Annotated in this window: 19 protein-coding genes; 3 read left to right on the forward strand and 16 right to left on the reverse strand. The window is 63.9% G+C overall.

The window, feature by feature from the left end:
- Nucleotides 1-282 precede the first annotated feature (282 nt).
- Together ACVOLV_RS05945 and ACVOLV_RS05950 are read right to left on the reverse strand one after the other, a co-directional pair.
- Complete coding sequence (locus ACVOLV_RS05945) at nt 283-1,044, reverse strand: porin family protein (protein WP_481553589.1); 762 nt, start codon at nt 1,042-1,044, stop codon at nt 283-285.
- Nucleotides 1,045-1,096: 52 nt separating this feature from the next.
- Nucleotides 1,097-2,158, reverse strand: coding sequence for a linear amide C-N hydrolase (locus tag ACVOLV_RS05950; protein WP_481553590.1), 1,062 nt, complete (start codon nt 2,156-2,158; stop codon nt 1,097-1,099).
- Nucleotides 2,159-2,319: 161 nt separating this feature from the next.
- On the opposite strand from ACVOLV_RS05950, the gene ACVOLV_RS05955 reads away from it, so the two are divergent.
- Complete coding sequence (locus tag ACVOLV_RS05955; protein WP_481553591.1) at nt 2,320-2,646, forward strand: hypothetical protein; 327 nt, start codon at nt 2,320-2,322, stop codon at nt 2,644-2,646.
- Between the two features lie 114 nt (nt 2,647-2,760).
- Here ACVOLV_RS05955 and dcp read toward each other — a convergent pair whose 3' ends face one another.
- The 8 genes from dcp to ACVOLV_RS05995 form a co-directional block, all read right to left on the reverse strand.
- The gene (gene dcp, locus ACVOLV_RS05960) at nt 2,761-4,920 is read right to left on the reverse strand and encodes a peptidyl-dipeptidase Dcp (protein ID WP_481553592.1); all 2,160 of its coding nucleotides are present in this window, start codon (nt 4,918-4,920) and stop codon (nt 2,761-2,763) included.
- A gap of 113 nt (nt 4,921-5,033) precedes the next feature.
- Nucleotides 5,034-5,636 (reverse strand): lysophospholipid acyltransferase family protein, encoded by a 603-nt coding sequence (locus ACVOLV_RS05965; protein ID WP_481553593.1) that lies wholly within the window; start codon nt 5,634-5,636, stop codon nt 5,034-5,036.
- Between the two features lie 3 nt (nt 5,637-5,639).
- Nucleotides 5,640-6,071, reverse strand: coding sequence for an alternative ribosome rescue aminoacyl-tRNA hydrolase ArfB (gene arfB, locus ACVOLV_RS05970; RefSeq protein ID WP_057630429.1), 432 nt, complete (start codon nt 6,069-6,071; stop codon nt 5,640-5,642).
- Nucleotides 6,072-6,575: 504 nt separating this feature from the next.
- On the reverse strand, nt 6,576-7,511 hold the full coding sequence (locus ACVOLV_RS05975) for a hypothetical protein (protein ID WP_481553594.1): 936 nt from the start codon (nt 7,509-7,511) through the stop codon (nt 6,576-6,578).
- On the reverse strand, nt 7,508-9,868 hold the full coding sequence (locus ACVOLV_RS05980) for an LTA synthase family protein (RefSeq protein WP_481553595.1): 2,361 nt from the start codon (nt 9,866-9,868) through the stop codon (nt 7,508-7,510). The genes ACVOLV_RS05975 and ACVOLV_RS05980 overlap by 4 nt, the downstream gene beginning before the upstream one ends.
- Nucleotides 9,869-9,882: 14 nt before the next feature.
- On the reverse strand, nt 9,883-11,160 hold the full coding sequence (locus tag ACVOLV_RS05985; RefSeq protein ID WP_481553596.1) for a YaiO family outer membrane beta-barrel protein: 1,278 nt from the start codon (nt 11,158-11,160) through the stop codon (nt 9,883-9,885).
- A 17-nt stretch (nt 11,161-11,177) separates the two neighbouring features.
- The gene (locus ACVOLV_RS05990) at nt 11,178-12,698 is read right to left on the reverse strand and encodes a glycosyltransferase family 2 protein (RefSeq protein WP_481553597.1); all 1,521 of its coding nucleotides are present in this window, start codon (nt 12,696-12,698) and stop codon (nt 11,178-11,180) included.
- The gene (locus ACVOLV_RS05995) at nt 12,695-13,756 is read right to left on the reverse strand and encodes a HEAT repeat domain-containing protein (RefSeq protein ID WP_481553598.1); all 1,062 of its coding nucleotides are present in this window, start codon (nt 13,754-13,756) and stop codon (nt 12,695-12,697) included. The genes ACVOLV_RS05990 and ACVOLV_RS05995 overlap by 4 nt, the downstream gene beginning before the upstream one ends.
- A gap of 310 nt (nt 13,757-14,066) precedes the next feature.
- Between ACVOLV_RS05995 and ACVOLV_RS06000 the strand changes: the two genes are divergently transcribed.
- Nucleotides 14,067-14,588 carry a DUF2059 domain-containing protein gene (locus tag ACVOLV_RS06000; protein WP_481553599.1) on the forward strand — a complete coding sequence of 174 codons (522 nt, stop codon included), beginning with the start codon at nt 14,067-14,069 and terminating at the stop codon, nt 14,586-14,588.
- A gap of 603 nt (nt 14,589-15,191) precedes the next feature.
- Here ACVOLV_RS06000 and ACVOLV_RS06005 read toward each other — a convergent pair.
- From ACVOLV_RS06005 to ACVOLV_RS06015, 3 genes are read right to left on the reverse strand one after another with little or no spacing between them, the layout of a single operon-like run.
- On the reverse strand, nt 15,192-15,935 hold the full coding sequence (locus ACVOLV_RS06005; RefSeq protein WP_481553600.1) for a pseudouridine synthase: 744 nt from the start codon (nt 15,933-15,935) through the stop codon (nt 15,192-15,194).
- Nucleotides 15,932-17,599 (reverse strand): ubiquinone biosynthesis regulatory protein kinase UbiB, encoded by a 1,668-nt coding sequence (gene ubiB / locus ACVOLV_RS06010; RefSeq protein ID WP_481553601.1) that lies wholly within the window; start codon nt 17,597-17,599, stop codon nt 15,932-15,934. Before ubiB ends, ACVOLV_RS06005 begins: the two co-directional genes overlap by 4 nt.
- The gene (locus ACVOLV_RS06015; RefSeq protein ID WP_481515874.1) at nt 17,596-18,246 is read right to left on the reverse strand and encodes a ubiquinone biosynthesis accessory factor UbiJ; all 651 of its coding nucleotides are present in this window, start codon (nt 18,244-18,246) and stop codon (nt 17,596-17,598) included. Before ACVOLV_RS06015 ends, ubiB begins: the two co-directional genes overlap by 4 nt.
- A gap of 277 nt (nt 18,247-18,523) precedes the next feature.
- Here ACVOLV_RS06015 and ddlA point away from each other — a divergent pair, with 277 nt between their 5' ends.
- Nucleotides 18,524-19,627, forward strand: a complete 1,104-nt coding sequence (gene ddlA / locus ACVOLV_RS06020; protein WP_481553602.1) for a D-alanine--D-alanine ligase — start codon at nt 18,524-18,526, stop codon at nt 19,625-19,627.
- A 75-nt stretch (nt 19,628-19,702) separates the two neighbouring features.
- Here ddlA and ACVOLV_RS06025 read toward each other — a convergent pair whose 3' ends face one another.
- The 3 genes from ACVOLV_RS06025 to oleC all read right to left on the reverse strand — a co-directional run bounded on the left by ACVOLV_RS06025 (nt 19,703) and on the right by oleC (nt 22,808).
- Nucleotides 19,703-19,858, reverse strand: coding sequence for a DUF1328 domain-containing protein (locus ACVOLV_RS06025; protein ID WP_282269396.1), 156 nt, complete (start codon nt 19,856-19,858; stop codon nt 19,703-19,705).
- A gap of 101 nt (nt 19,859-19,959) precedes the next feature.
- On the reverse strand, nt 19,960-20,946 hold the full coding sequence (gene oleD / locus ACVOLV_RS06030; protein WP_481553603.1) for a 2-alkyl-3-oxoalkanoate reductase: 987 nt from the start codon (nt 20,944-20,946) through the stop codon (nt 19,960-19,962).
- Between the two features lie 218 nt (nt 20,947-21,164).
- Entirely contained in the window at nt 21,165-22,808 is a 1,644-nt protein-coding gene (gene oleC, locus ACVOLV_RS06035) for an olefin beta-lactone synthetase (RefSeq protein WP_481553604.1), read from the reverse strand.
- Nucleotides 22,809-22,889: the final 81 nt, after the last annotated feature.

Below are 22,889 nucleotides of genomic sequence, written 5' to 3' on the forward strand. Positions count from 1 at the left end.
GGGGGGCGCTCCGGGTTCCGCGCGGCCCCCGCGTGGGCTGTGGTTTCCCGGGAACGCCACCCGCGTCGCGGGCGGCGCCTCTACACGGTCAAAAGCTACCCCTCCCTAGCCCTCCCCTTGGCCTTCGGCCAAAGGGAGGGGACTAAAGCTTTGCCCCTCCCCTTTGGCGTAGCCAAGGGGGAGGTTGGGAGGGGGTTGGTTTTGCTTTGGGCTTTTGAGGCTGCTGCTTAGAGCCCCCCTCCCCAGCCCTCCCCTGCACTTCGTGCAAGGGAGGGAGCCAAGCTACAGCCCTGCGCCGAAGCGGTAGGTCACGCCCAACATCGGGCCGGACAGGGACACGTCCAGGCGCTTGCCCTTGTCGCGGTAATCCAGGCTCTGGTGGCGGTAGCCCATCGATACGAACACGTTGTCCGTTGCCTGGTAGTTGGCCAACGCCAACAGCTGCCAGGTCGAATCCGAACCCACACCGAAACCGCCCACATCCACATAGGCAATGCTGCTCCAGCGCGGGCTCAGCGTCTGCCGCCAGCGCACGCCGGCAATCGGGTCGACGAAGGTGGAATCCGAACGCGCCGACACCAGGCCGGGCACATTCACCGCAGCGTTGATGTCCCAATAACGCGCACCGGCCAGCAGATCGATGCCGGTACGTTCGTTCGCCAACCAGGCATAACCCGCAGTCACCGTTGCCGAGGTCTGCTTCACTTTCACGTTCGCTGCCACGCCAATCGGCAGCGGCGTCGAATCGGAAGTGGATGCATGGGTGAAATCGGCCTGCAGCACGAAGTTGCCACGGCGCGCGGTGCCGGTGACGAAGGCTGCAGCGTCGAGGTTGTCCATCAACTCGGAGAAGGACTTGTGCACGTCCGCCATCGGGGCGCTGCGGAACGGCCTCACCTGCCCTTCCATGCCGCTCATCCACACATAAGGGGTGGCCTGGAAGCGCCAGCTGTCGTCGTTGTCGTTGCTCTGTGCGTGCGCGAGCGGCATGCCGCCCATTGCCAGCAGCAGGCACAGGTAGTTGCGGGTGAATCGGGTTTTCATTGAAGCTCCATATGATGCGTGCCCGCTTGCACGGGCACGCCGATTGCTCGCCTTATACGCCCAGGAAACGGAAGGGCTTGGCGTCCTTGAACTGGGCGTTGGCTTCACCCGAGTAGATGGTGCGCTGCTGGTTGCCAAGGTCCAAACGCTTCACCTTGCCACGCTCGCTGAAATCAATCTTCTTCAGATCCACCCAGAACACATTGGGTGCCAGCGCGGATTCGAAGTAATAACGCATGCGCGACTGGTCCGACACCGTGCGCCAGCGCGTCGAGGAAATATTCGGCTGGTCCGGGGTGGTGATGCCGTACGGCACCGATACATTGCGGATCACGCCGAACACGCTGGCGGTGGATTCCACCGGGTCGGTCGACTTGGGAATGGCGTCGATATAGAAGGCAGCGCGCGCGAAGCGGTCCGAAGCACGGTTGGTGCCCGGCAACATCACCGTGCCGCCGATCTGCCGCCAGTAGGTTTCCAGTGCCAGCTGCTCTTCGAAGATCGGCGAGTTGGTCATCACCTTGTAGTCGCGGCTGTGATGGATGACCTGCTTGCCCTTGATGTACTCGATGATGGCGCTGTCGCCACTGGCGTCGGAGATGGACAGGTGCAAGGTGGCCAGGCGCTGCTCGCCGGGCGCTGCATCGCTGACCAGGGTGAAGGGCTCGGCGCTCAGGACCTTCACCGCTTCCTCGACGGTGGCGAAGTTGTCGAGCATGTACTGCGTCCACACCGAGATGGCCAGGCCGGGCTTGCTGCTGTTGCGCTCGGGGTATTCGGACTCGGCCAGCCACAGCAGGTTGGCGACCAGGCCGGCTTCGTTCATGCCGTCGGTGGTGGAAATATCGTAAGCGCTGGCAATGACGCTGCCGTAGCGCGAGGTCCACTTCAGCGTGTCCGGGCCGGTCTCGCCGCTGCGCTGCATGCCACGCGGGAACATCCACAGATGGGTACCGGTATCGATCTTGTAGTCCATCGAACGGCCAGTGAAGATTTCATTGCCAGCACCGTGGTACACAAAACGGGTGCAGGCATCGGCCTCGGTCTGCACACCCGCCATACCGAAAAGTACGGTGGCACAGGCGGCAATGATGGATCGCTTGGCTGATTTCATGGGGTTAGCTTCCTTTGCTGGATCAGATCAGAGATGCAATCGGAATGATCCTAACAGCCATTCATTGTCCTATCGCGACTTGGTTGGCAGTCCTGAAAAACCGCAACCAGACAATTGGCCGCTGCTATGCTCAGCGCATATTCGAACGGAGGAACTGCCCCATGCCTCAAATCACACCACATCACACCGCTGCCTTCCTCCGCCCCTTGTTGGTTGGTGGCCTGTTGAGCATCGCCTTGAGCGGCTGCCTGAGTGCACCGCCGGTTTCCGATGATCCCAACTTCGGCCGCTGCAGCGACGCCTCGCTGCAATGGGCGGTGGGCACGGTGAATGACGAAGCCACCGTGCGTCGCCTGAAGACCGAGAGCGGTGCAGGCCTGGTCAATCCGATCAGCCCGACCACGATTGTTTCCCGCGATATCCGCCAGGACCGCCTGCGCGTCTACACCGATGCCAACAACGTCATCACCAAGGTGCGTTGCGAGTAACACCAGCGCGCTGCGGCCTGCCGCACAATACGCGCACAAACACGAACGGCAGGGTTTCCCCTGCCGTTCGTCGTTTCACACGCTCACAAGTGCGAGCGCTTGTTTCAAGCCCGCTTACTTCAAACCGCGGTTGTGCAGCAGCGGCTCGACGCTCGGGTCCTTGCCGCGGAAGTCGCGGTAGGCCGTCGCCAGATCACGCGTATTGCCGATCGACAGGATCTTGTCGCGGAACACCTGGCCGTTCTCACGGGTCAGGCCGCCGTTCTCCTTGAACCACTCGAAGGCGTCATGGTCGATCATCTCCGCCCAGAAGTAGGCGTAGTAACCGGCCGAATAACCGCCACCCCAGATGTGGTCGAAGTAGCTGCTGCGGTAACGCGGCGGCACCTGCGCCAGATCCACCTTGTAGCGCTTCAGCGCATCGGCCTCGAACTTGTCCACGTCCTGCAGCGGTGCGTCAGCGCCCTGCGTATGCCAGGCCAGGTCGAGCAGTGCCGCCGACAGGTATTCGGTGGTCATATAGCCCTGGTTGAAGGTCTTGGCCTTGGCGATCTTGTCGACCAGCTCCTGCGGCATCGCTGCCTTGGTCTGGTAGTGCTTGGCGTAGTTGGCGAACACCTTCGGGTCCGAAGCCCAGTGCTCGTTGAACTGTGACGGGAACTCGACGAAGTCACGCGGCACGCCGGTGCCGGCCACGCTCGGGTACTTGGTGTTGGAGAACATGCCGTGCAGCGCATGGCCGAACTCGTGGAACATGGTGGTCACGTCGTCCCAGCTCAGCAGCGCGGGCTGGCCGGCGGCAGGCTTGGTGAAGTTGCTGACGTTGTAGACCACCGGCTTGGTGCCGGTCAGGCCGTCCTGCTCGACGAACACGTCCATCCAGGCGCCACCGGACTTGCTGTCGCGCTTGAAGAAGTCGGCGTAGAACAGCGCCAGCGGCTGGCCGTTGGCGTCGGTGACTTCAAACACGCGCACGTCCGGGTGATACACCGGCAGGTCCTTGCGCTCCTTGAAGGTCAGGCCGTAGAGCTGGTTGGCGGCGTAGAAGACGCCGTTCTGCAGCACGTTGTCCAGTTCGAAGTAGGGCTTGATCTGCGACTCGTCCAGGTCGTACTTGGCCTTGCGCACCTGCTCGGCGTAGAAGTCCCAATCCGATGCCGCAGCCTTGAAGCCGCCCTTCTGCGCGTCGATGACCTTCTGGATCTCGGCCAGCTCGCCGCGTGCCTTGGCGGTGGCCGCCGGCACGGTGTCGGTCAGCAGCTTGAGCGCGTTGGCCGGCGTCTGCGCCATCTGGTCGGTCAGGTTGTAGGCGGCGTAGTTCGGGAAGCCGAGCAGCTTGGCCTTGGCCGCACGCAGCTGGGCCAGGCGCTGGATGATGGCGCGGGTGTCGTTGGCATCGCCGTGCTCGGTACGGGTTTCCGAGGCCTGCAGCACCTTGGCGCGCACGTCGCGGTCCTGCAGCGAGCCGAGTGCCGGCTGCTGGGTGGTGTTCTGCAGGCTCAGCACCCACTTGCCGTCCAGCTTGCGGCCCTTGGCAGCGTCTTCGGCGGCAGCGATGTCGCCATCGGACAGGCCGGCCAGCTGCGCCTTGTCATCGATGACCACCGCACCGGCGGCGGTGGCCGCGACCAGCTTGTTGTGGAAGTCGTTGGACAGGGTGGCTTCTTCGGCGTTGTACTGCTTCAGCGTTTCCTTGTCGGTATCGCTGAGCTCGGCACCGGCCTTGACGAAGCCCTTGTAGGTTTCCTCGACCACGCGCAGCTGCTCGGCGTCCAGGCCGGCTTCGGCGCGGCCGTCATAGATGCTCTTGATGCGTGCGAACAGCTTGGCATCGAGGTGAATGGCATCACCATGCGCGGCCAGCTTGGGCACCACGTCTTCCTGGATCTTCTGCCGCTCCGGGTTGGTATCGGCCTGCACCACGCTGAAGAACACGCGGCTGACGCGGTCCAGGATGGCACCGGACTTCTCCATCGGCAGCAAGGTGTTGTCGAAGGTGGCCGGCTGGGTGTTGTCGGTGATCTGCTTGATCTCCGCCAGCTGCTGGCGCATGCCTTCCTCGAAGGCCGGCAGGTAGTCGCTGTCCTTGATCTTGTCGAAGGCCGGCGCCTGGAACGGCAGCGAGCTGACAGTCATGAACGGATTGGTGGAGGCATCGCCCGGCTTGGCGGCCTCCGCAGGTGCATTGGCGGTCACGGGGGCAGTGGACTCCTTGCCAGAACAGGCGGCCAGCGCAAGGCTGATGGCGGCGGCCAGAACAACGGTACGCGACATGAAACGGCTCCTTGGGAACGGGCTTCGAACAGCCCATCACCCTACTCCGTTCCCCTGTGAGCGGCATGTGCCGATGGTGGCGCCGGCCAGCGCCGGATCTGTCGGCTGGGCGCTCAGCTGGAGCTGTGGTTTTTGCCCTGCCACTGCCGGTACCACTGGCGGATCGCGGCCATGTCGGCCACATCGTCGCCGCTGGTGTGGAACACAGGGCCGAAGCCGATGACCTTTTCCGGGTAATGGAAATAGGCCGGAATGACCGGTACATCGGCCATGCGCGCGATTTTGAGGAAACCGCCCTTCCATTCAGTCACCTGCTTGCGCGTGCCTTCCGGCGCCAGCGCGTACCAGATCTGCTCGCTGTCACGGATCATCGCCACCGCCTGGCCCACCGTGCCCTGCGGCGAACTGCGGTCCAGCGGCACCACGCCCATCCGCCGCAGCACCAGGCTCAGCGGCCACCAGAACAGCTTGTCCTTGCCGAGGATGCGCGCTTCAAGGCCCAGCGCCATCTTTGCCGCCAGTCCCCACAGGCCATCCCAGTTGGACGAATGCGGCGCGGCGATCACCACCGCCTTGGCCAGATCGGGAATCGGTCCACGGATATGCCAGCCACCCAGGCGCAGCACGCTGCGCCCAAGCCAACGGCTGAAGGCGGCGCCTTTGCGCTGCGGGACGGCGGCTGGAACAACCGGAACGGTCGGTGGCGTGCTGCTCAAGCATTACTCCCAATTACGTGTTGAACGGCCGCGCTTGACCTGCGCGCGTTCTTTTTTCTGATCCAGCCTGCGCAGCTTGGAGCCATACGAGGGCTTGGTAGCCACCCGTGGCTTGGGCACGCTCAGGCTGGCCTGGATGAAACTGGCAAGACGTTCGCGTGCATCCTGGCGGTTGCGGTCCTGGGTGCGGAAGCGCTGCGCATCGATTACCAGCACGCCTTCGCTGGTCACCCGGCGGTCGCGGCGGGCGAGCAGGCGCTCGCGCAGTGGTTCGGGCAGGGACGGCGAGCCGGCGATATCAAAACGCAGTTCCACCGCGGTGGAGACCTTGTTGACGTTCTGCCCGCCCGCGCCGGACGCGCGCACGAAGCGCTCGACGATCTCCGTTTCCGGTATCGCCAATCGTTCCGAGATTTCAATCTGCTCCGTCGCCATCGGCGCATTGTAAGGGCTGTTGCCCCCTCCCTTGCGCGCAGCGCAGGGGAGGGTTGGGGAGGGGTGCCTTTCGCGACTGACGTTGCGTGCCTGCGCTGGTTCTGGCTACAGCGGCTTGCGGGCTGGTTTTTGCTGGGCGGCTGGGGCTTTACAAGCACCCCTCCCCAACCCTCCCCTTTGCTACGCAAAAGGGAGGGAGCTCAAGCAAGAGCACCCCTCCCCAGCCCTCCCCTTTGCTGCGCAAAAGGGAGGGGGCGAAGCGTGCACTCGCTACCTCTGCGGGCGCGCAACCATCTGCCCCCTCCCTTGCGCGTAGCGCAGGGGAGGGTTGGGGAGGGGTGCCTTTCGCGCCTGACTTTGCGTGCCTGCGCTGGTTCTGACAACAGCGGCTTGTGGGTTGGGTTTTGCTGGGCGGCTGGGGCTTTACAAGCACCCCTCCCCAACCCTCCCCTTTGCTACGCAAAAGGGAGGGAGCACAGCCTGCGCGAGGGAGGGTTCCATTCATCACTCCCAGTACTGCCCAGCCCAACGCCGGTAGGCGCGGTAGTGATGGATCGCGAAACCATCAAACGAGGGCTCGTTACGCAGCGCACGTTCCACCTTGCGCACTTCCTGTTCGAATACCTTCGGCCCTTCTTCATGGAAGGTGACCTTGTCGATGTCGTTGGACGAGACCTCCAGCCCTATCACCACCTTCTTGCCAACTTCATTGGCATAGGCGATCTCGCTGGCCGCATGCGACAGGATGCTGTCCCGGCCCTCGGCCTTGTCGCGGTAGTCCATCAAGGCCACGTAGTCGTAGATGTTGATGGTGTGCTCGCTGACCGGACGATGGCGGCCATTCCAGTCCACCTCGATGCCGTCCAGCCAGAACGGAATTGCCGGGCCAACCGCCAGGGTCGCGCCGCTCTCCTGCTTGATGCGCATCACCCCCGCGCTCATGTCGAGGAAACCAATCAGCAGGTCCGCACGCGTGTCGTCGTCCCACTCGTCGAGGATATGCGGCTCGATGTCCAGATTCGCGCCGTCAAAACGCGCCGCTTCCGGCACCGAGGCGTTGTAGTCCACCACCCGGCGGAACATCGCCTCGGCCTCCTTGCGGTGCGCCGGCAACACGTACTTCTGCGTGCTCAGGTACCAGGAACCCAGCAAGGCGTAGACCTTCATGTTCTTGCCATGCAGGCGCTCGATGAAGGCGCGGTACAGCTGCGGCTGCTCGACGATGAGGTTGCGGTCCTTGTAAGCATCGGCATACAGGTACACGGTGTCGATGCGCTGCGACTTGAGATACGCCACCGCCTCATCGGCGACCGCCGGATCCTCGATCATCGCGTACGACTCGGCTTCCCAGGTCCAGATCGCGCGACTGGCTGCCGCCGCATGCATCGTCGGCAACAAGCACAACACAGCCAACAAACCGAGGCTCAAGCTCCGGCTCATTGCGACTTCTCCACGCCTGCCGCAGCATCCACCGGCAGGTGGTAACGGCCCTGCCCGATCGCCTTGCCGCTGTCCGGATCGGACGGGAACACCGATACGTAGCAACGGCCACCGCAATCCTGCGGCAGGCGCAGCTGCAGCTGCACCTGCTGGCTACCGCGCGGCGGCAGCTGCATTGCCTGCCCATACACTTCCTGCAACTCGCGGCCATCCTCGCTGGACAGCACGGCCAGTGGCACGAACAAGCGGCTTGGCTTTGGATCGCCACTGCTGAAGACCGCGGTCAGCTGCACCCCACTGGCAACGGTCGCAACTTCGGCCGAGGCCAACGACAACCCATGCGCCACCGGTGCAGCAACCACGTCGGCAGCGGCTGCCGGTGCGGTATACGCGACCAGCTTCGGCGTCGCACCTTCCGGCGTCAGTGCGTTCTTCTGCATGAAAATCGCATTGGCCTGGGTGTAGCGCTGCAGGCGCTGCGTGGCCCAGGCGCGCACGCTGACATCGTCGGTCTCGGCCAGATGCATACCGTCCTGCAATTCGTACAACTTGCCGTCATGCAGCCACCAATGCCCGGCCAGGTATTCCGGCGCGCTGGTCTTGGTCTGTTTCAAGGGGAATTGCTGGTTGCTGCGGAAGCTCTCGGCCATGTCCAGGCCGGTGCCTAGCCACGCAGTCTGCGCCGGCCGTTTCAGCCCATAGGTATTGGACAGCAAGGCCATCAACGATGGCGTCACATCCAATTGCGAGGACACCGCGCGGATGCGCTTTGGCTGCTTCAGCAGCGGCGAGAACACGATCAAGGGCACGTGGTAACGGTCCACATGCTCGCCCATCGGGATCTCCGGCAGGCGATGGTCGCCAGTGATGACGAAGATGGTGTTGGCATACCACGGGGTCTTCTCCACCGAGGCGAAGTAGCGGCGCAGCTGCTCGTCGGTGTACAGGATGGTGCTGTAGATGTCGGTACTGGCGCGGTAGCTCGCACGCTCGGCCTCTGGCACCTGCAACTGCTGCAGGCGCTGCTCGAACTGCTTGCGGTACACGTCCTGGTCCGGGAACTCGTAGCTGGTGTGCATCGAGATGGTCTGGATCGCGGTCAGGAACGGTGACTGCACGCTGTCATTGTCGGCCAGCACCCGCGAAATCAGCTCCTTGTCCGGGTAGCCCCAGGCACTGAAGGGATTACGTTGATAACCCTCACCGAAATTGTTCATGTCGACCAGCGTCTGCACCTGCTGGCCCTGCATGTAGGCGCGCTCGTTGTCGAAGCTGGTGTCAGTGCCGTTGTAGAAGGCGGTGTTATAGCCTTGCTGGCTCAGCACACTGAACAAGCCGGGATGTGCCGGCATGCGATCGCCGAGACCGGTGAAGCCTTCGTCGGCGAACGGTGCCGAACCAATCAGGGTCGGCAGCACCCCGAAGGTGCGGCCCTGGTTGGCGAGGAAGTTGTCGAAGTACAGGCTGCGCCCGGCCAGCTCATCAAGGAAGGGGGTGAAACTGCCCAACGATGCCTGCGGACCGGAGAACGAGCGGCCCAGTCCTTCAACCACGATCAGCACCACGTTCGGCGGCCGGCCATCACTGGTCGGCGCGAAGTTCGGGCCCAATGTGTCCGGCGTCTGCTCCTGGCGCAGGAACGGGAAGTTGGGATCCAACGGCGCCTCGGTGCTGGCAATCGCGCTCGGCACCACTGCCACATCCGACTCACCCTTGAACCAGCGCCACACATCACCGCTGAACCAAGCCAGCTTGTTGCAGGCCAGGTCGCGCGAGGCGACATCCTTCAGCGCGACCGCACCGCTGGGCAGCGGCAGGATCCAGGCAATACCGGCAGCCACCAGCCAGACCGTGCTCCACACCGTGGAGCCGCGCGCATCGCGTCGTGCCAGCCACAGCAGGCCGGCCCACAGCACCAGCAACGGCAGAGCCATCGCCAGCACGGCGCGCATTCCAAGCGGCGCGCCATCGGCCAGCGTGGTGCGGATCTCAGCCACGCTGTAGCCGAACAGGTCTGCACCCAGCGGCACATGTGCTACCTGGAAGTACTGGTCCAGCAAGACCTGCACCACGATGAACAGCGACCACAGCACACCAAGCGCGATGAAGCGCGGCATCGCGCGTTTGATCATCAGCAAGGGCAGCGACAACAGGATCAGCAACGGAACCGCACGCAGCAGCATCAGCAGCGCCTGCGCGCTGGCAATCCCGGCAACCGCGCCGGTCTGCATGCCACCCCCTGCACCTGCAATGCCGTTGCTCACCGCCATCGCGACCAGCACCAGCTGCGCAAGCAGCAACACCGGGAAAGCCGAAGAAAAGCGCGCCCAGGCGCCGCCGTCATGCGTGGAGATCATCGTCAGCTGCTCCGTTACCAGCGCGTATAGATCGAGCCGGACAGGCGCTGCTCATCAAAGCCAGCATCGTCGTCGGCATAACCGGCACCCAGCTTGAAGCCCCAGTGCGGGCTGAGCTGATGCCGCCAGGCGACGCCGATGGCCGCATTGTTGTCGCGCACCACGCTGCCGAAGCGGTCGAGGTCGGTGCTGCGGCCACTGCTGACGCTGACTTCCAGATAGTCGTCGGCGTCGCCCTTGTAGTAATTGCGCAGCAGCACGCGGTGGCTCCAACTGCCCGAGCCGACACCCGGTACGTGCTGCAGCTTGTAGCGGCCATACCAGTTGCCAACGTAGCGGCCAACACCAACGCCATAGAACTCGGTGTCATCGGAGAAGCGCAGATGGTCGACGCTGGCCGATAGTTCCCAGCCATTGCCCACGCCCTGGAACACTTCCACGCGCCAAGCCTGCTTGGGCAGCACGCCACTGGACGGACCGTGCTGGTAACGCAGGTTGGCGTAGGCGCGCGTCCACAACGGCACGTAGCCATCCAGCGCCCAGGCGGTGTCGGAGGTGTTGAAGTGGTCGGCGCGCAGCAGCTCCAGCCCCAGCGAACCGCGCGGGAAGTAGCGGCGCAGGGTCAGGTCGTTGTCGTTCCAGCTATCGCGGTCACCACTGAAGCGGGTGTGGTCCCAACCCACGCTCGCGCCCCAGCGGTAGCCATCGGCGGCCACCGCATCGGGGTTGGCCATGCGCGGCAGCAGGCTCAGGCGCAGCTCGGCGATTTCCTTGGGATCGGCGCCAAGACCGGCGGCAGCGTCGAAGTCGGCACGTGCCGCGGCAATCTGCCCAAGCGCACGCAGCTCGCGGCCACGCGCGATGCGTGCCGTCGGATCCTGCGGCGCCAGTTCTATCCAGCGCGAATAGGCATCGGCGGCCTGCTGTGGGCGATCGCTCCAGCGGTACATATCGCCCAGCGCCGACCAGGCGTCGGCATAGGTCGGGCTGTTCTTCACTACCTGCTGCAGATCGGCCTCGGCGGCAGCGTACTGGCCATCCCAGGCATAGGTGCGGCCACGTGCCAGCAGCACGTCGCCATTGTCGGGATGCTCGCTCAGCAGCGCGGTGTAGCGTGCGATGGTAGCGGCGCGGTTGTTGGCGTCGGACTGCTCGCGGATCTGCTGCAGTTGCAGAGTCAGGCTATCGGGCGCTTCCTGCGCAAGCGCCAGCAACGGCGTGGCGGACAGTGCCAACAGCAGGCAGCGCGCCAGCACGTGACGGGAAACGCGGGCGGAGAGGTGCTGGGTCATGGAGCGGTTCCTGGAAATCATTTGTTGATACTCGATTCGCTGATGACCGACGACACTGCCACCGCCATCGGCACGTCTTCCTTGTTGCCTTGCTGCCACGAGCCATCGCGGCTGATGCGTCCCCAGCTATGCCGCTTGCGGCGGGTGAACATCCAGCGCAGCGTGGCGGAGAAGCGCCAGATGGAGTTCAACTGCCGGTAGCCGAAGTTCTCCAGGATCGCGACCAGGAACAACCGCAGCTGCTGCGTTGGACGCGAGTACAGGCCGAAGGAGAGTTCTTCCAGCAGCATTGCGTTGACCGAGAGCAGGATGCCCATGCCGACTGCGGCGGCGAGGAAGATCAGGAACACGTCCAGCTGCACCAGCCCGCACAGCGCCAGCACGATCATCGAGACATAGCCCACCACCTCGATGATCGGGCCGAGGAACTCGAAGAACAGCATGAACGGGAAAGCAACCCAACCTGCAGCACCACTGCGGCGGTTGAACAGCATGCCGATATTGGTCCACAGGCTTTCGGCCAGGCCGCGCTGCCAGCGCATGCGCTGGTTGCGCAGTGAACCCAGATCGGTCGGTGCTTCGGTCCAGCACACCGGATCGGGCACGAACACGATGCGGTAGTCGCGTTTCTCTTCGCGCAGGTTGCGGTGCAGGCGGATCACCAGATCCATGTCCTCGCCGACGGTGTCGGTGCGGTAGCCGCCAATGGCGATCACCCGCTCCTTGTAGAACACACCGAAGGCACCGGAAATGATCAGCAGCGCGTTCATTGGCGACCAGCCCATGCGCCCGAACAGGAAGGCGCGCAGGTACTCGACCAACTGGAAGCTGGGCAACCAGCTGTTCGGCAGGCCGATCTTGTCGAGCATGCCGTCGCGCACGGTGCAGCCATTGAGCACGCGCACCACGCCGCCGCTGGCAACCACGCGGCTGTCTTCCAGGAACGGCCGTACCACCCGCGACAGACTCTCCGGCTGCAGGATGCTGTCGGCATCGACCACGCAGAACAGCGGGTAGCGCACACAGTTGATGCCGGCGTTGATCGCATCGGCCTTGCCGCCATTGGCCTTGTCGACCATGCGCACCTGCGGGCAACGTGCCGATGCGTAGACGCCATGCACCGGCTCGGTCTGCAGGCGCGTGCGATAGGCCTCGGGCACCTTGACCAGGCCGAACGCCTCGATCAAGGCATCGCGGGTGCGGTCGCTGGAACCATCGTTGACCACCACGATCTCGAACTCGGGATAGCTGGTCTTCAGCAGCGAGCGCACCGAGGAAACCACCGAGGTTTCCTCGTTGTAGGCGGGCAGGATGATGCTCACCGGCGGCTGGTAGTCGCGCAGCCCGGCCGGCAGGTAGTTGGCCCGGTACTCGCGCATGTAGCGCACGATCTGGTAGGCCGAGACGTAGTTCAGGAACAGATAGGCCAAGTTGATCGCGACGAAATAGATCATGAAGAACCATTGCATCGAGTCGGCGATCTGGACCCAGGGGATCTGCTGCACGTAACTCACAAGCATCTGCCAATAGGTGCTCATGTCGCACTCCTCAGTGCATGCTCGGACAGCACCTGTTCGATGATGTCGCGGCCATAGGTATCGGCGTGGCGGGTCTGGATTTCGCGCAATGCTTCGGCGCCCATGCCGGGCAGCACCAGCAAGGCCTGCGCGGTGCGATAGCGCACCCACCAGACACTGTCGGACAGCAAGGCTTCCAAACGCACCCTGTCGCCATTGCTGCCGATGCGGCCAAGCGCAGCGGCAGCGTGCATGCGCACGTGCCAGCGTGAAGCACTGAGGAAGCCGATCACGCGCTCACGGTCCTGGCGGTCGTTTATCAGCTGCAGGCAGACCGAGATGATGTGGTCGTCGACGTGGCCGTCGAGCAATTGCCGCACCACTACCGCCGCACGTTGCGGATCGATGTCGGCCAGGAACCGCACCAGCTTGACGGTGGAGTCGGCATTGGCGCGCAGCAAGGCATTGCTGATCTCGCGTGCGGCGCTGCCATCCACGTTCTCGGCCAGGATCCGCGCAACGCTGCCCGGCACCCAATCCTCGCGTTCGGCGATCATCGGCACGAACGCCGACATGGCACGCGGTGGATCCACCTGCGCCAACGCACGCGCCGCGCAGAGCGAGACGATGGGGCTGCGATCGTCGAGGAATTTGACCAGTTGATCGTAGAGATGACGATCACGCAGATGGCCGAGCGCGATGATGGTCATGGCGCGGTCGTGGTAGCTGCCGCGCAGCATGCGCTGCGACGCCTCGGCCAGGCCGACCCGATGACCCAACGAGGCCAATCGTCGCACCGATGCATCGGGCAGGGTTTCGCAGAGCGCGTTCCAGGCCTCGATGAAACCAATGACCTCGTCGCGCTGCAGTTGCTTCACCGGCACGGTTTCACCGGCAAGCTCGCGCTGCAATACCTCGACCCAATATTGCCGGGCCTGCTGATCACGTCGATCGCGGCGTTGCGCACGTATGCGCAGGAACACAATTATCGCCAACAGCACGCTGGCCAGCAGCAACGTAAAAATCGCCACCCCACTGGCTACGACCAGAACTGTCGGTCCCTCGGTCAGACTGTCCATCGCATTTCCTACTGTTACGGGTACACGGATTGCGAATCCGTGTACTCCCCCCTGAGTACAGCATCGGATCAAAGCATAGACAAAACCGTGAACTGTGTCTCTATTTTATTCGCATCCTGTAATGCTTTATTCATCTAGTTATGTTAGCGATGCGCCATAAGGCGTAAATATTTCATTAAAACAAAGACTTGCAGTGCGAGCGAGTGAGATCTGGCAGCGCCGGACGCCTGCAGTTCCACCCCAAGCAACTGACTTCGGGCCTGGCAGTGCGCCGGTTATGCTCAGGGCCTACCCACCGCAAGGACGACCCATGCAGCGCCACCACTACTTCCGTTCCCGTTGCAGCCGTTTGCTGGTGGCTGCCAGCTTGATGTTGGCCAGCATCGTCCCGGCCTGGGCCGCGCCCGCCACCGATGCCGACGTCAACCGCCTGCTGGCGGCGTCCCGCGCCCAGAACATGCTCGACGCGATGCTGCCGCAGATGGAAGCGATGCAGGCGCAGCAGTTCGCCGAAATCGCCCAGAAGCAGTCACTGACGCCCGAACAGAAGGCGGGATTGCAACGCATCCAGCAACGCACCTCGCAGACCCTGCGGCAGGCGCTGGCCTGGTCGCAGATGCGGCCGATGTATGTGGACCTGTACAAGCAGTCGTTCTCGAAGGAGGACGTACTGGCGATGGCCGAGTTCTACGAGAGCCCGGCCGGCCAGAGCCTGCTCGACAAGACCCCGGCACTGATGCAGAACCTGATGGTCGCCATCCAGCAGAAGATGACCCCGCTGATGGCCGAGCTGCAGAAGGACCTGGAAAAGATCAACAGCGAAGTCAAATAAGCGCCCAGCTGTAGTGCCGAGCCATGCTCGGCAAGGGGCGTTACCGGTGAAGCCGCCCCAGCTTTTTTTGTGGGAGCGGCGTAAGCCGCGAAGCTGGCAATATCGGAATCACCGACATCTCTGCAATCTGATGGTTTGTGGGCTTCGCGGCTTATGCCGCTCCTACAGGAGCTGATGGACCTTCTGGAAAGCCTCTGCCGAGCATGGCTCGGCACTACAACTGCGGGGTGCGCTCTGGTTTTTGTGGGAGCGGCATCAGCCGCGAAGCTGGCAATGTTGCAATCACCCACATTCCAGCGATCTGATGGTTTGTGGGCTTCGCGGCTTATGCCGCTCCTACAGGAGCTGATGGACCTTCTGGAAAGCCCCTGCCGAGCATGGCTCGGCACTACAACTGCGGGGTGCGCTCGGGTTTTTGTGGGAGCGGCATCAGCCGCGAAGCTGGCAATGTTGCAATCACCCGCATTCCAGCGATCTGATGGTTTGTGGGCTTCGCGGCTTATGCCGCTCCTACAGGAGCTGATGGACCTTCTGGAAAGCCCCTGCCGAGCATGGCTCGGCACTACAGGTGAGGCTGCTGCCGAGCATGGCTCGGCACTACCTTCAGGCTGGTAGCTTCCAGTTGAACAGGTCCATCGCTTTCTGGAACTCGCGGTCCAGTGGAGCACGTACTTCGACGCGGTGGCCGTCCTGCGGGTGCGGGAAGGCCAGGCGTTCGGCGTGCAGCAGCATGCGGTGTACGCCCTGCATGCGGAACGTGCGGTTGTGCCGCCCGTCGCCGTGGCTGGTGTCGCCGATCATGTGATGGAACATGTGCTTGAGATGCCGGCGGATCTGTCGAAAACGGCCGGTCTGTGGCTGGCAACGCAACAACGCATAACGCGAGGTCGGGAAGCCCGTCGAGGGAATCGGCAACTCGCCTTCCAGCAGTTTCTGGAAGTGGGTGATGGCCTGCTTCTTGACCGGCTTGCCGGGGCCGCCATCCAGATCGTGATCGACGGTGAACGCATCCTCCGCCGGCCAGCCGCGACACACCGCGAGGTAATCCTTCTCCACGTCGCCGCCCATCAGCGTCTTGCCCAGCACGCTGGCGCTTTCGCGATCGAAGGCCAATAGCAGGCAGCCGCTGGTGGCACGGTCCAGACGATGAATCAGGAAAATGGGCTTACCCAGCTGCTCACGCAGACGGTCAGCGAGGAAATCATCTTCGCCACGCGCCAGCTTGCTGTCGTGAACCATCAAGCCCGCAGGCTTGTTGACCACCGCCAACCACTGGTCTTCGTACAACAGCGGCAGCGGTTCAAAAACAACCGGCACTTCCACTGCGTCATCAACAACATCACTCATCGGCGCAACCACGCCGAAGCCACCGCAATCGAACCAACCACGCCGGTCACCCACGACCACAGCGGAACCGAAGCGAACTGTGGGCCGCCCGCTTCCAGTCCGTACAACAACGCCGATACCACCATCAAACCGGCACCAGCAACGGCGGTCACCACGCGCCGCTGCATGCGCTGCAGCGTGCCTTCGAGGTTGACGATGTCCTGCGAGCGCATCGCCAGCTCATGCTTGCCTTCCACCTGCTGGCGCAGCCAGCTGTGCAGCAGCGCCGGCATGTCCGGGGCCTGGGTCATGATTTCCGGCAGGCGCTTGCGCAGTTCCTTCAGCGCGCGGCGCGGGCTGTAGCGCTCGCGCAGGATGCGCTCCAGCACCGGCTTGGCCACTTCCCAGATGTCCAGGTTGGGGTCGAGCTGGCGGCCGACGCCTTCGATGTTCAACAGCGTTTTCTGCAGCAGGATCAGCTGCGGCTGCAGGGTCAGCTGGTAGCGCTGGGCGGTGCGGAACAGCTTCATCAGCACTTCGGCCAGCGAGATCTGCGACAGCGGCCGGGTGAAGTACGGCTCGCAGACCGCGCGCACGGCGGCTTCCAGTTCGTCGATGCGTACCGTATTCGGCATCCACTGCGCCTGCAGGTGCAGCTCGGCAATGCGGCGGTAATCGCGGTTGAAGATGGCCATGAAGTTTTCGGCCAGATAGAACTGATCCTCTTCGGAGAGCTGGCCCATGATGCCGAAGTCCAGCGCGATGAAGCGCGGGTTGTCACGGCGCGCCGGATCGATATCGACCCAGATGTTGCCGGCATGCGCATCGGCGTGGAAGAAATTGTCGCGGAACACCTGCGTGTAGAACACGCGCACGCCCTTGGCGGCCAGCGCCTTGCGGTCGATGCCAGCCTTGTCCAGCGCGGCGATGTCGTCGGACGGAATGCCCCAGACGCGCTCCAGGGTCAGCGCGCGCTCGGCGGTGTGGCTCCAGATCACTTCCGGAACGTACAGGTCGTCCGAGTTTTCCCAGAAGCGGCGCAGCACGCTGGCGTTGGCGCCTTCGCGCTGCAGGTCCAACTCTGCCGCCAAAGTGGTTTCGATCTCGGCCACCACTTCGCGCGGGCGGATCTTGTCGGCCCGCGGGTGGGTGCGCTCGACCAATGCAGCCAGCGACTTGAGCAGGGCGATGTCACCGGCAATCTGCTTTTCGATATCCGGGCGCAGCACCTTGACCACGACCTGGCGGCCATCATCCAAGGTCGCCGCATGTACCTGCGCGATCGAGGCCGAGGCCAGCGGCGTGGTGTCAAAACTGGCAAAGGCTTCGGTGATCGGCAGGCCCAGCGCCTGCTCGACGATCTGCAGCGCATGCTCGCCGTCGAACGGCTTGACCCGGTCCTGCAACAGAGTCAGCTCGGCGGCGACGTCCGGCGGCACCAGATCGCGGCGGGTGGACAGGATCTGCCCGAACTTGACGAAGATCGGGCCCAGCTCCTGCAGCGCCAGGCGCAGGCGCGCACCGCGCGACTGCGAGGCGATATCGGCACTGGCGCGCGGCACGAACGGCTTGGCAACGCTCAGCCAACGTTCGACCGGGGTGTCATCCAGCAGGTCATCCAGGCGGTAACGCAGGATCACCCGGCCGATGCGGCTGGCACGGAACATGGCGCGGAGCAGCTTCATGCGGCACCCCCGGCGCGCTGACGCAGGCGCGCGATGCGCGCGGCCATGCGTTCGACGTCATCGCGGATCACGTCCACATCATCATGGAAGGCATCCAGCTCGGCACGGGCAACGACATCACGTGACTCCTCGGTAACGTATTCGGCGGCGGTCTCGGCCAGATCCTTGGCGCTGCGCCTGGCCTGCAGCAAGGCTGCACGCAGGGTCTGCGCGATCTGCACGCCGAGGATCTCGCCAAAGGCTTTGACAAAAGGTTGCTGCCAATCCGGATCAAAACGGGTGGCCAGCTGCTGCAGGCGGCGCGCCAGCTCGGCATCGCCGGACACCTTGACCCGCCCAGCAGGCGCACTGTTGCCACGCCGTGCATTGGCCAGGAAGGGAAGCTGCGCCAGCACCCCACCCAGCGTGCTGCGCACCGCCAGGTCCGGCTCCAGCGACGGGTCCACCGGGCCAACGGTCAGGCGTTCGCCGGCGACACCGATCTGCATCGCCAGCGATGGCGATTCCAGGGTCAGGGCGATGCGTTGGCCATCCAGCGAAGCCAGCGCGGTGCGGGTGTCCGGGTCCAGCGCCAGCGCGCGGTTCAAGGCCACTTCCAGCGCACGGCCGGCCAGCGGCTTGATCATTTTGAAGGGGGATGCAGGCATGCCGGGCATTCTACCGGAGGGGCGGGATCGGAGATTGGATGGCGGCGGGGAGCTGATGCCCCACCAGCACAGGATTTGTTCATGTAGCGGCGCTCCGTGCGCGAACCAGCGCTTTCGGCGACAAGCCACGCCAACCGGTCACCGCGATCAGTACATTGCCAATCCCTGGTCGCCCATTCCGGCTTGAAAGCAAGCGCCAATCCCTATTCCCGAATCGCGGCGTTTGAGTTCATGCTATGCAGACACCACCAAACACAGCGTCAGGAGCACACAGGCAATGGGCAAGACCCGGGTTGGCATCATTTTCGGCGGTCGTTCGGCCGAGCACGAGGTCTCGCTGCAGTCGGCGAAGAACATCTTCGATGCGCTGGACAAGGAACGTTTCGACGTCAGCCTGATCGGCGTGGACAAGCAGGGCCTGTGGCACCTGTGTGATGCGGCCGGCTTCCTGCTCAATGCCGATGACCCCAAGCGCATCGCGCTGGATACCTCCGGCCCGGTGCTGTCGGTACTGCCCGGCGCCGAGCGCGGCCAGCTGCTGGCTGCCGATGGCCGCGAGGTGCCGCAGCTGGACGTGGTGTTCCCGATCGTGCACGGCACCCTCGGCGAAGACGGCACCCTGCAGGGCCTGCTGCGTACCTTGAACCTGCCCTTCGCCGGCCCCGGCGTACTTGGTGCAGCCGCGGCGATGGACAAGGACATGGCCAAGCGCCTGCTGCGCGATGCCGGCCTGGCGGTGGCGCCGTTTGCCTGCTTCAACCATGTCACTGCTGCACGCGCCGACTACGCTGCACTGGTCGCACAGCTCGGCCTGCCGCTGTTCGTCAAGCCGGCCAACCAGGGTTCCTCGGTCGGCGTGAGCAAGGTGCGCAATGCCGAAGAGTTCGCCACCGCGATGGCATTGGCGCTGTCGTTCGACCACAAGGTTCTGGTGGAATCAGCGATTGTCGGCCGCGAGATCGAATGCGCGGTGCTCGGCAATGACGTGCCCGAAGCCAGCGTCTGCGGCGAAGTGGTGGTGCATGACGACTTCTACGCCTATGACACCAAGTACATCAGCGCCAGCGGCGCGGAGACGGTGATTCCGGCCGATATCGCCGCCGATGCGCAGCAGCGCATCCGCGAGATCGCCGTGCGCGCCTATCAGGCGCTGGACTGCATCGGCATGGCGCGCGTGGACGTGTTCCTCACCGAGGCCGGTGAGGTCGTCATCAACGAACTGAACACCCTGCCTGGCTTCACCAAGATCAGCATGTATCCAAAGCTGTGGGGCGCAAGCGGGCTGGGCTATACCGCGCTGATAACGCGCCTGATCGAGCTGGCGCTTGAGCGTCACGCTGCAGACAAGAACCTGCGCAGTTCGATCAGCACTTCGGCCTGATCAAACGTGCTGAAACGACACGGCCCGCACCCTCGACGAGGATGCGGGCCGTTCTGTTTCTGGCGTCAGGAAGAATCAGCCTTTCTTGCGGAACATCGACACCACCGCAAGGATCAGGAAGACGACGAACAGGATCCACGCGATATTGCTTGCCGCACCGGCAATGCCACTGAAGCCGAGCACGGCTGCAATGATGGCGATGACGAAGAAAACGACGGCGTAATGCAGCATGGGCTGGGTCCTCGGTTGGAATCAGGGTTCCATCCTCGGCAATCGCCGGTGGTCAGACAGTGATGGGAGCGTTAGCGTCGCATGATGACGACGCTGTCCATTCAGGAAGCGGCGGCCAATCGGCGCAGGCCCTCCTCGACGGAGACCTTGGGCTCGTAGCCGAAGTCGCGACGCGCCGGTTCCATTGAATACCAATGCGGCGTACACAGCTGCTCGGCCAGGAAACGTGTCATCGGCGGCTCGCCGGACAAGCGCAGCAGCGGCCACAGCTTTTCGCAGACCGAGCCGATGCGGTACGCGGTCTTGAACGAGATCGACTTCTCTACTGCCGGCGCACCAACAGCGGCGAGCAGGCGATTGAGCAGTTCGCGCATCGGCAGCGGTTCGCCGTTGGAGATGAAGTAGGCCTTGCCAGCGCAGGCCGCCCCCACCACCAGATGGTCGAAGGCATCGAAGTGCGCCTGCGCGGCGTTGTCGATGAAGGTGGTGTCGACCTTGTTGCTGCCATCGCCGACAAAACGCAAACGGCCGGCGCGGGCGCGTTCGGCCAGGCGCGGCACCAGCTGGTTATCGCCCGGGCCCCAGATCAAGCGCGGGCGCAAGGCAATGGTTGCCAGATCGGCGCCATTGGCGGCCAGCACTTCCTGTTCGGCGATGGTCTTGGTGGCGGCATACGGCGCCTGGAAGTCCTCGCCGTAAGGCACTTCATCTGCCCCCAGACCTTCAACCGGATGGGTGGCGCGGTGGGTGACGCTGGGTGTTGAGGTGTAGACCAAGCGGCGGATGTCATGCGCCTTGCAGGCGGCAAGCACATTGCGGGTGCCGACCACATTGGCCTGGAAGTAGCTGTCGTAGCTGCCCCAGGCACCGGCCTTTGCGGCGTTGTGGAAGATGGCATCGACACCGGCGGCGGCATGGTGCACGGCATTGGCATCGGCCAGGTCACCGCGGATCTGGCCGACGCCGATCTCCTGCAGGGACGGGTAATGCCCGCGATTGAAGCTCAGTACCTGATGGCCGCGTTCGACCAGGCCACGGCATAGCGCCTGACCGAGAAAACCACCACCACCGGTAACCAGAATCTTCATTCGTTTGATCGCTCTGCTGCTGGGCTTCCGCGCCGACGGGCGGGGTCGGAAGCATTGAGATTTGTCCGTCAGTATCGCAGTAGTGGCAGTCAAGTTGGTTTGCCCCGAAGGGCTGTAGTGCCGAGCCATGCTCGGCAGGGGCGTTACCGACAAAAAGCAGAGGCACTCCTTCTGTTCCGAGCCTTCCGCTTCAATCCCTCACCCCAGCCACCGCTGCATCACCCCAACTGCGCCTGCGCCCACATCGCCAGCTTCTCGCGCCCGATCTTGGCGTTGTGGCGGATATCCACCGGGAAGCCCGGGTGACGCAGGAAGTGTTTGATTCCGCCCAGCTGCGGTTGCTGCAATGCCAGCGCTCGCAACCGACCCTCAACCTGCTGGAAATGCTGGTCAGGCAACAACTCGTAACACAGCACCGGCACCTGCTGACCCAAGGCACCAACACCCACCAAGGCCGTGCGCCGCACACCAGCTACGGTGTTGAATACCGGCTCCACCTGCTCGGTATACAGCGGCCCTGCCGCCGTCTCGACGCGATGGGTCTTGCGCCCACAGAACCACAGGCGTCCTTCGGCATCGAACCAACCCACATCGCCCATGCGATGCACGATGCGCTCGCCGCCATCGGCCAGTACTTCACGGATCTTGGCTGCCGCCGTCGCCTGTGGTCGGTTGAAATAGCTGTCGGTGGTGGTTGGCCCAACCACGGTGATCTCACCCACCTCACCAGCCGGCAGCTCACGCACGCCATTCCAGTCAGCGATGGGCTCGTCGGTTATGGCAATGATGCGCACCTCATTCGGCGCGACCACGCGGCCCACGCAGGTGCCCGCGCCGGCCTCGGTGGCCTCACGCGTATCAACCAGTTCACGGCCTTCAATCACCGCGACCGGCAGGCATTCGGTGGCGCCATACGGCGTCCAGAACTGACCGTTTTCCGGCATCAGCGAACGTATCTTCGACACGATCTCCGGCGGCACAGGTGCGCCAGCCGAGGTTGCGCGGGTCACCGTTGGCAGCGGCTGGCCGTGCTCGGCCAGTACCCGCATCAGGGCCGGCGAACCAAACAGCTGGGTCACGCCGAAACGGGCGATGGCGTCGTGCAGCTTGCGCGGATCCGCGCTACCCGGCCGGGTCGGGTCCATGTCCGGGATCACCGAGGTCAGGCCCAGCGCCGGGTCGAACAGGGCGAACGGTGGGAAGGTCGGCAGGTCGATGCCACCGGGCTGCATGCCGAAGGCAGTGCGCAGCAGTTCCACCTGGCCGACGAAATGGCGGTGGCGGTAGACCACGCCCTTGGGCACGCCGGTGGAGCCGCTGGTGAACAGGATCGCGGCCACATCATCGGGAGCGGTCGCGGCCAGTTGGCTGCCCGCACCGGCGCCATCGGCCTCGATCTTGGCCAGCGTGATGCCGCCCCAGCCCCAGCGCCGGCCGACGGTGACCTTGACCCTGGCCGCTCTCGCCCAGCCCAGCAGCACCCGCGCAAATTGCGCCAAGGGGATACCGATGAAGGCCTGCGACTGCGCCTCGTCCAGGCACTGCTTCAGCGCGCGCTTATCAATGCCCGGGTCGACCAACACCGGCACCGCGCCGATCTTGAACAGGGCGAACATCAGCAGGAAGAACTCCGGCCCCGGCCGCACCATCACCACCGCACGCACCCCACGGCCGATGCCGTTGGCCGCCAAACCGGCGGCAATGGCGTCGCTGCGGGCGTCCAGCGTGCGGTAATCCAAGGTCACGTCATAGGCGGCCATGCCATTGGCGCCAGGCTTGCCGGGGCAACGGATGGCGATCTGGTCGGGTCTCTCACGTGCCAGATCGGGCAGGCGCGCAGCGATATTGCAGGTTTCGTTCATCTTCCTATTGTCGCCAATGCAGAAAAATCTTGCGCGCAGCCCGTCTCCGTGGAAAATTCCGCACCTTCCTTTTGTCCTATT

Source organism: Stenotrophomonas sp. STEN023, assembly GCF_056760135.1.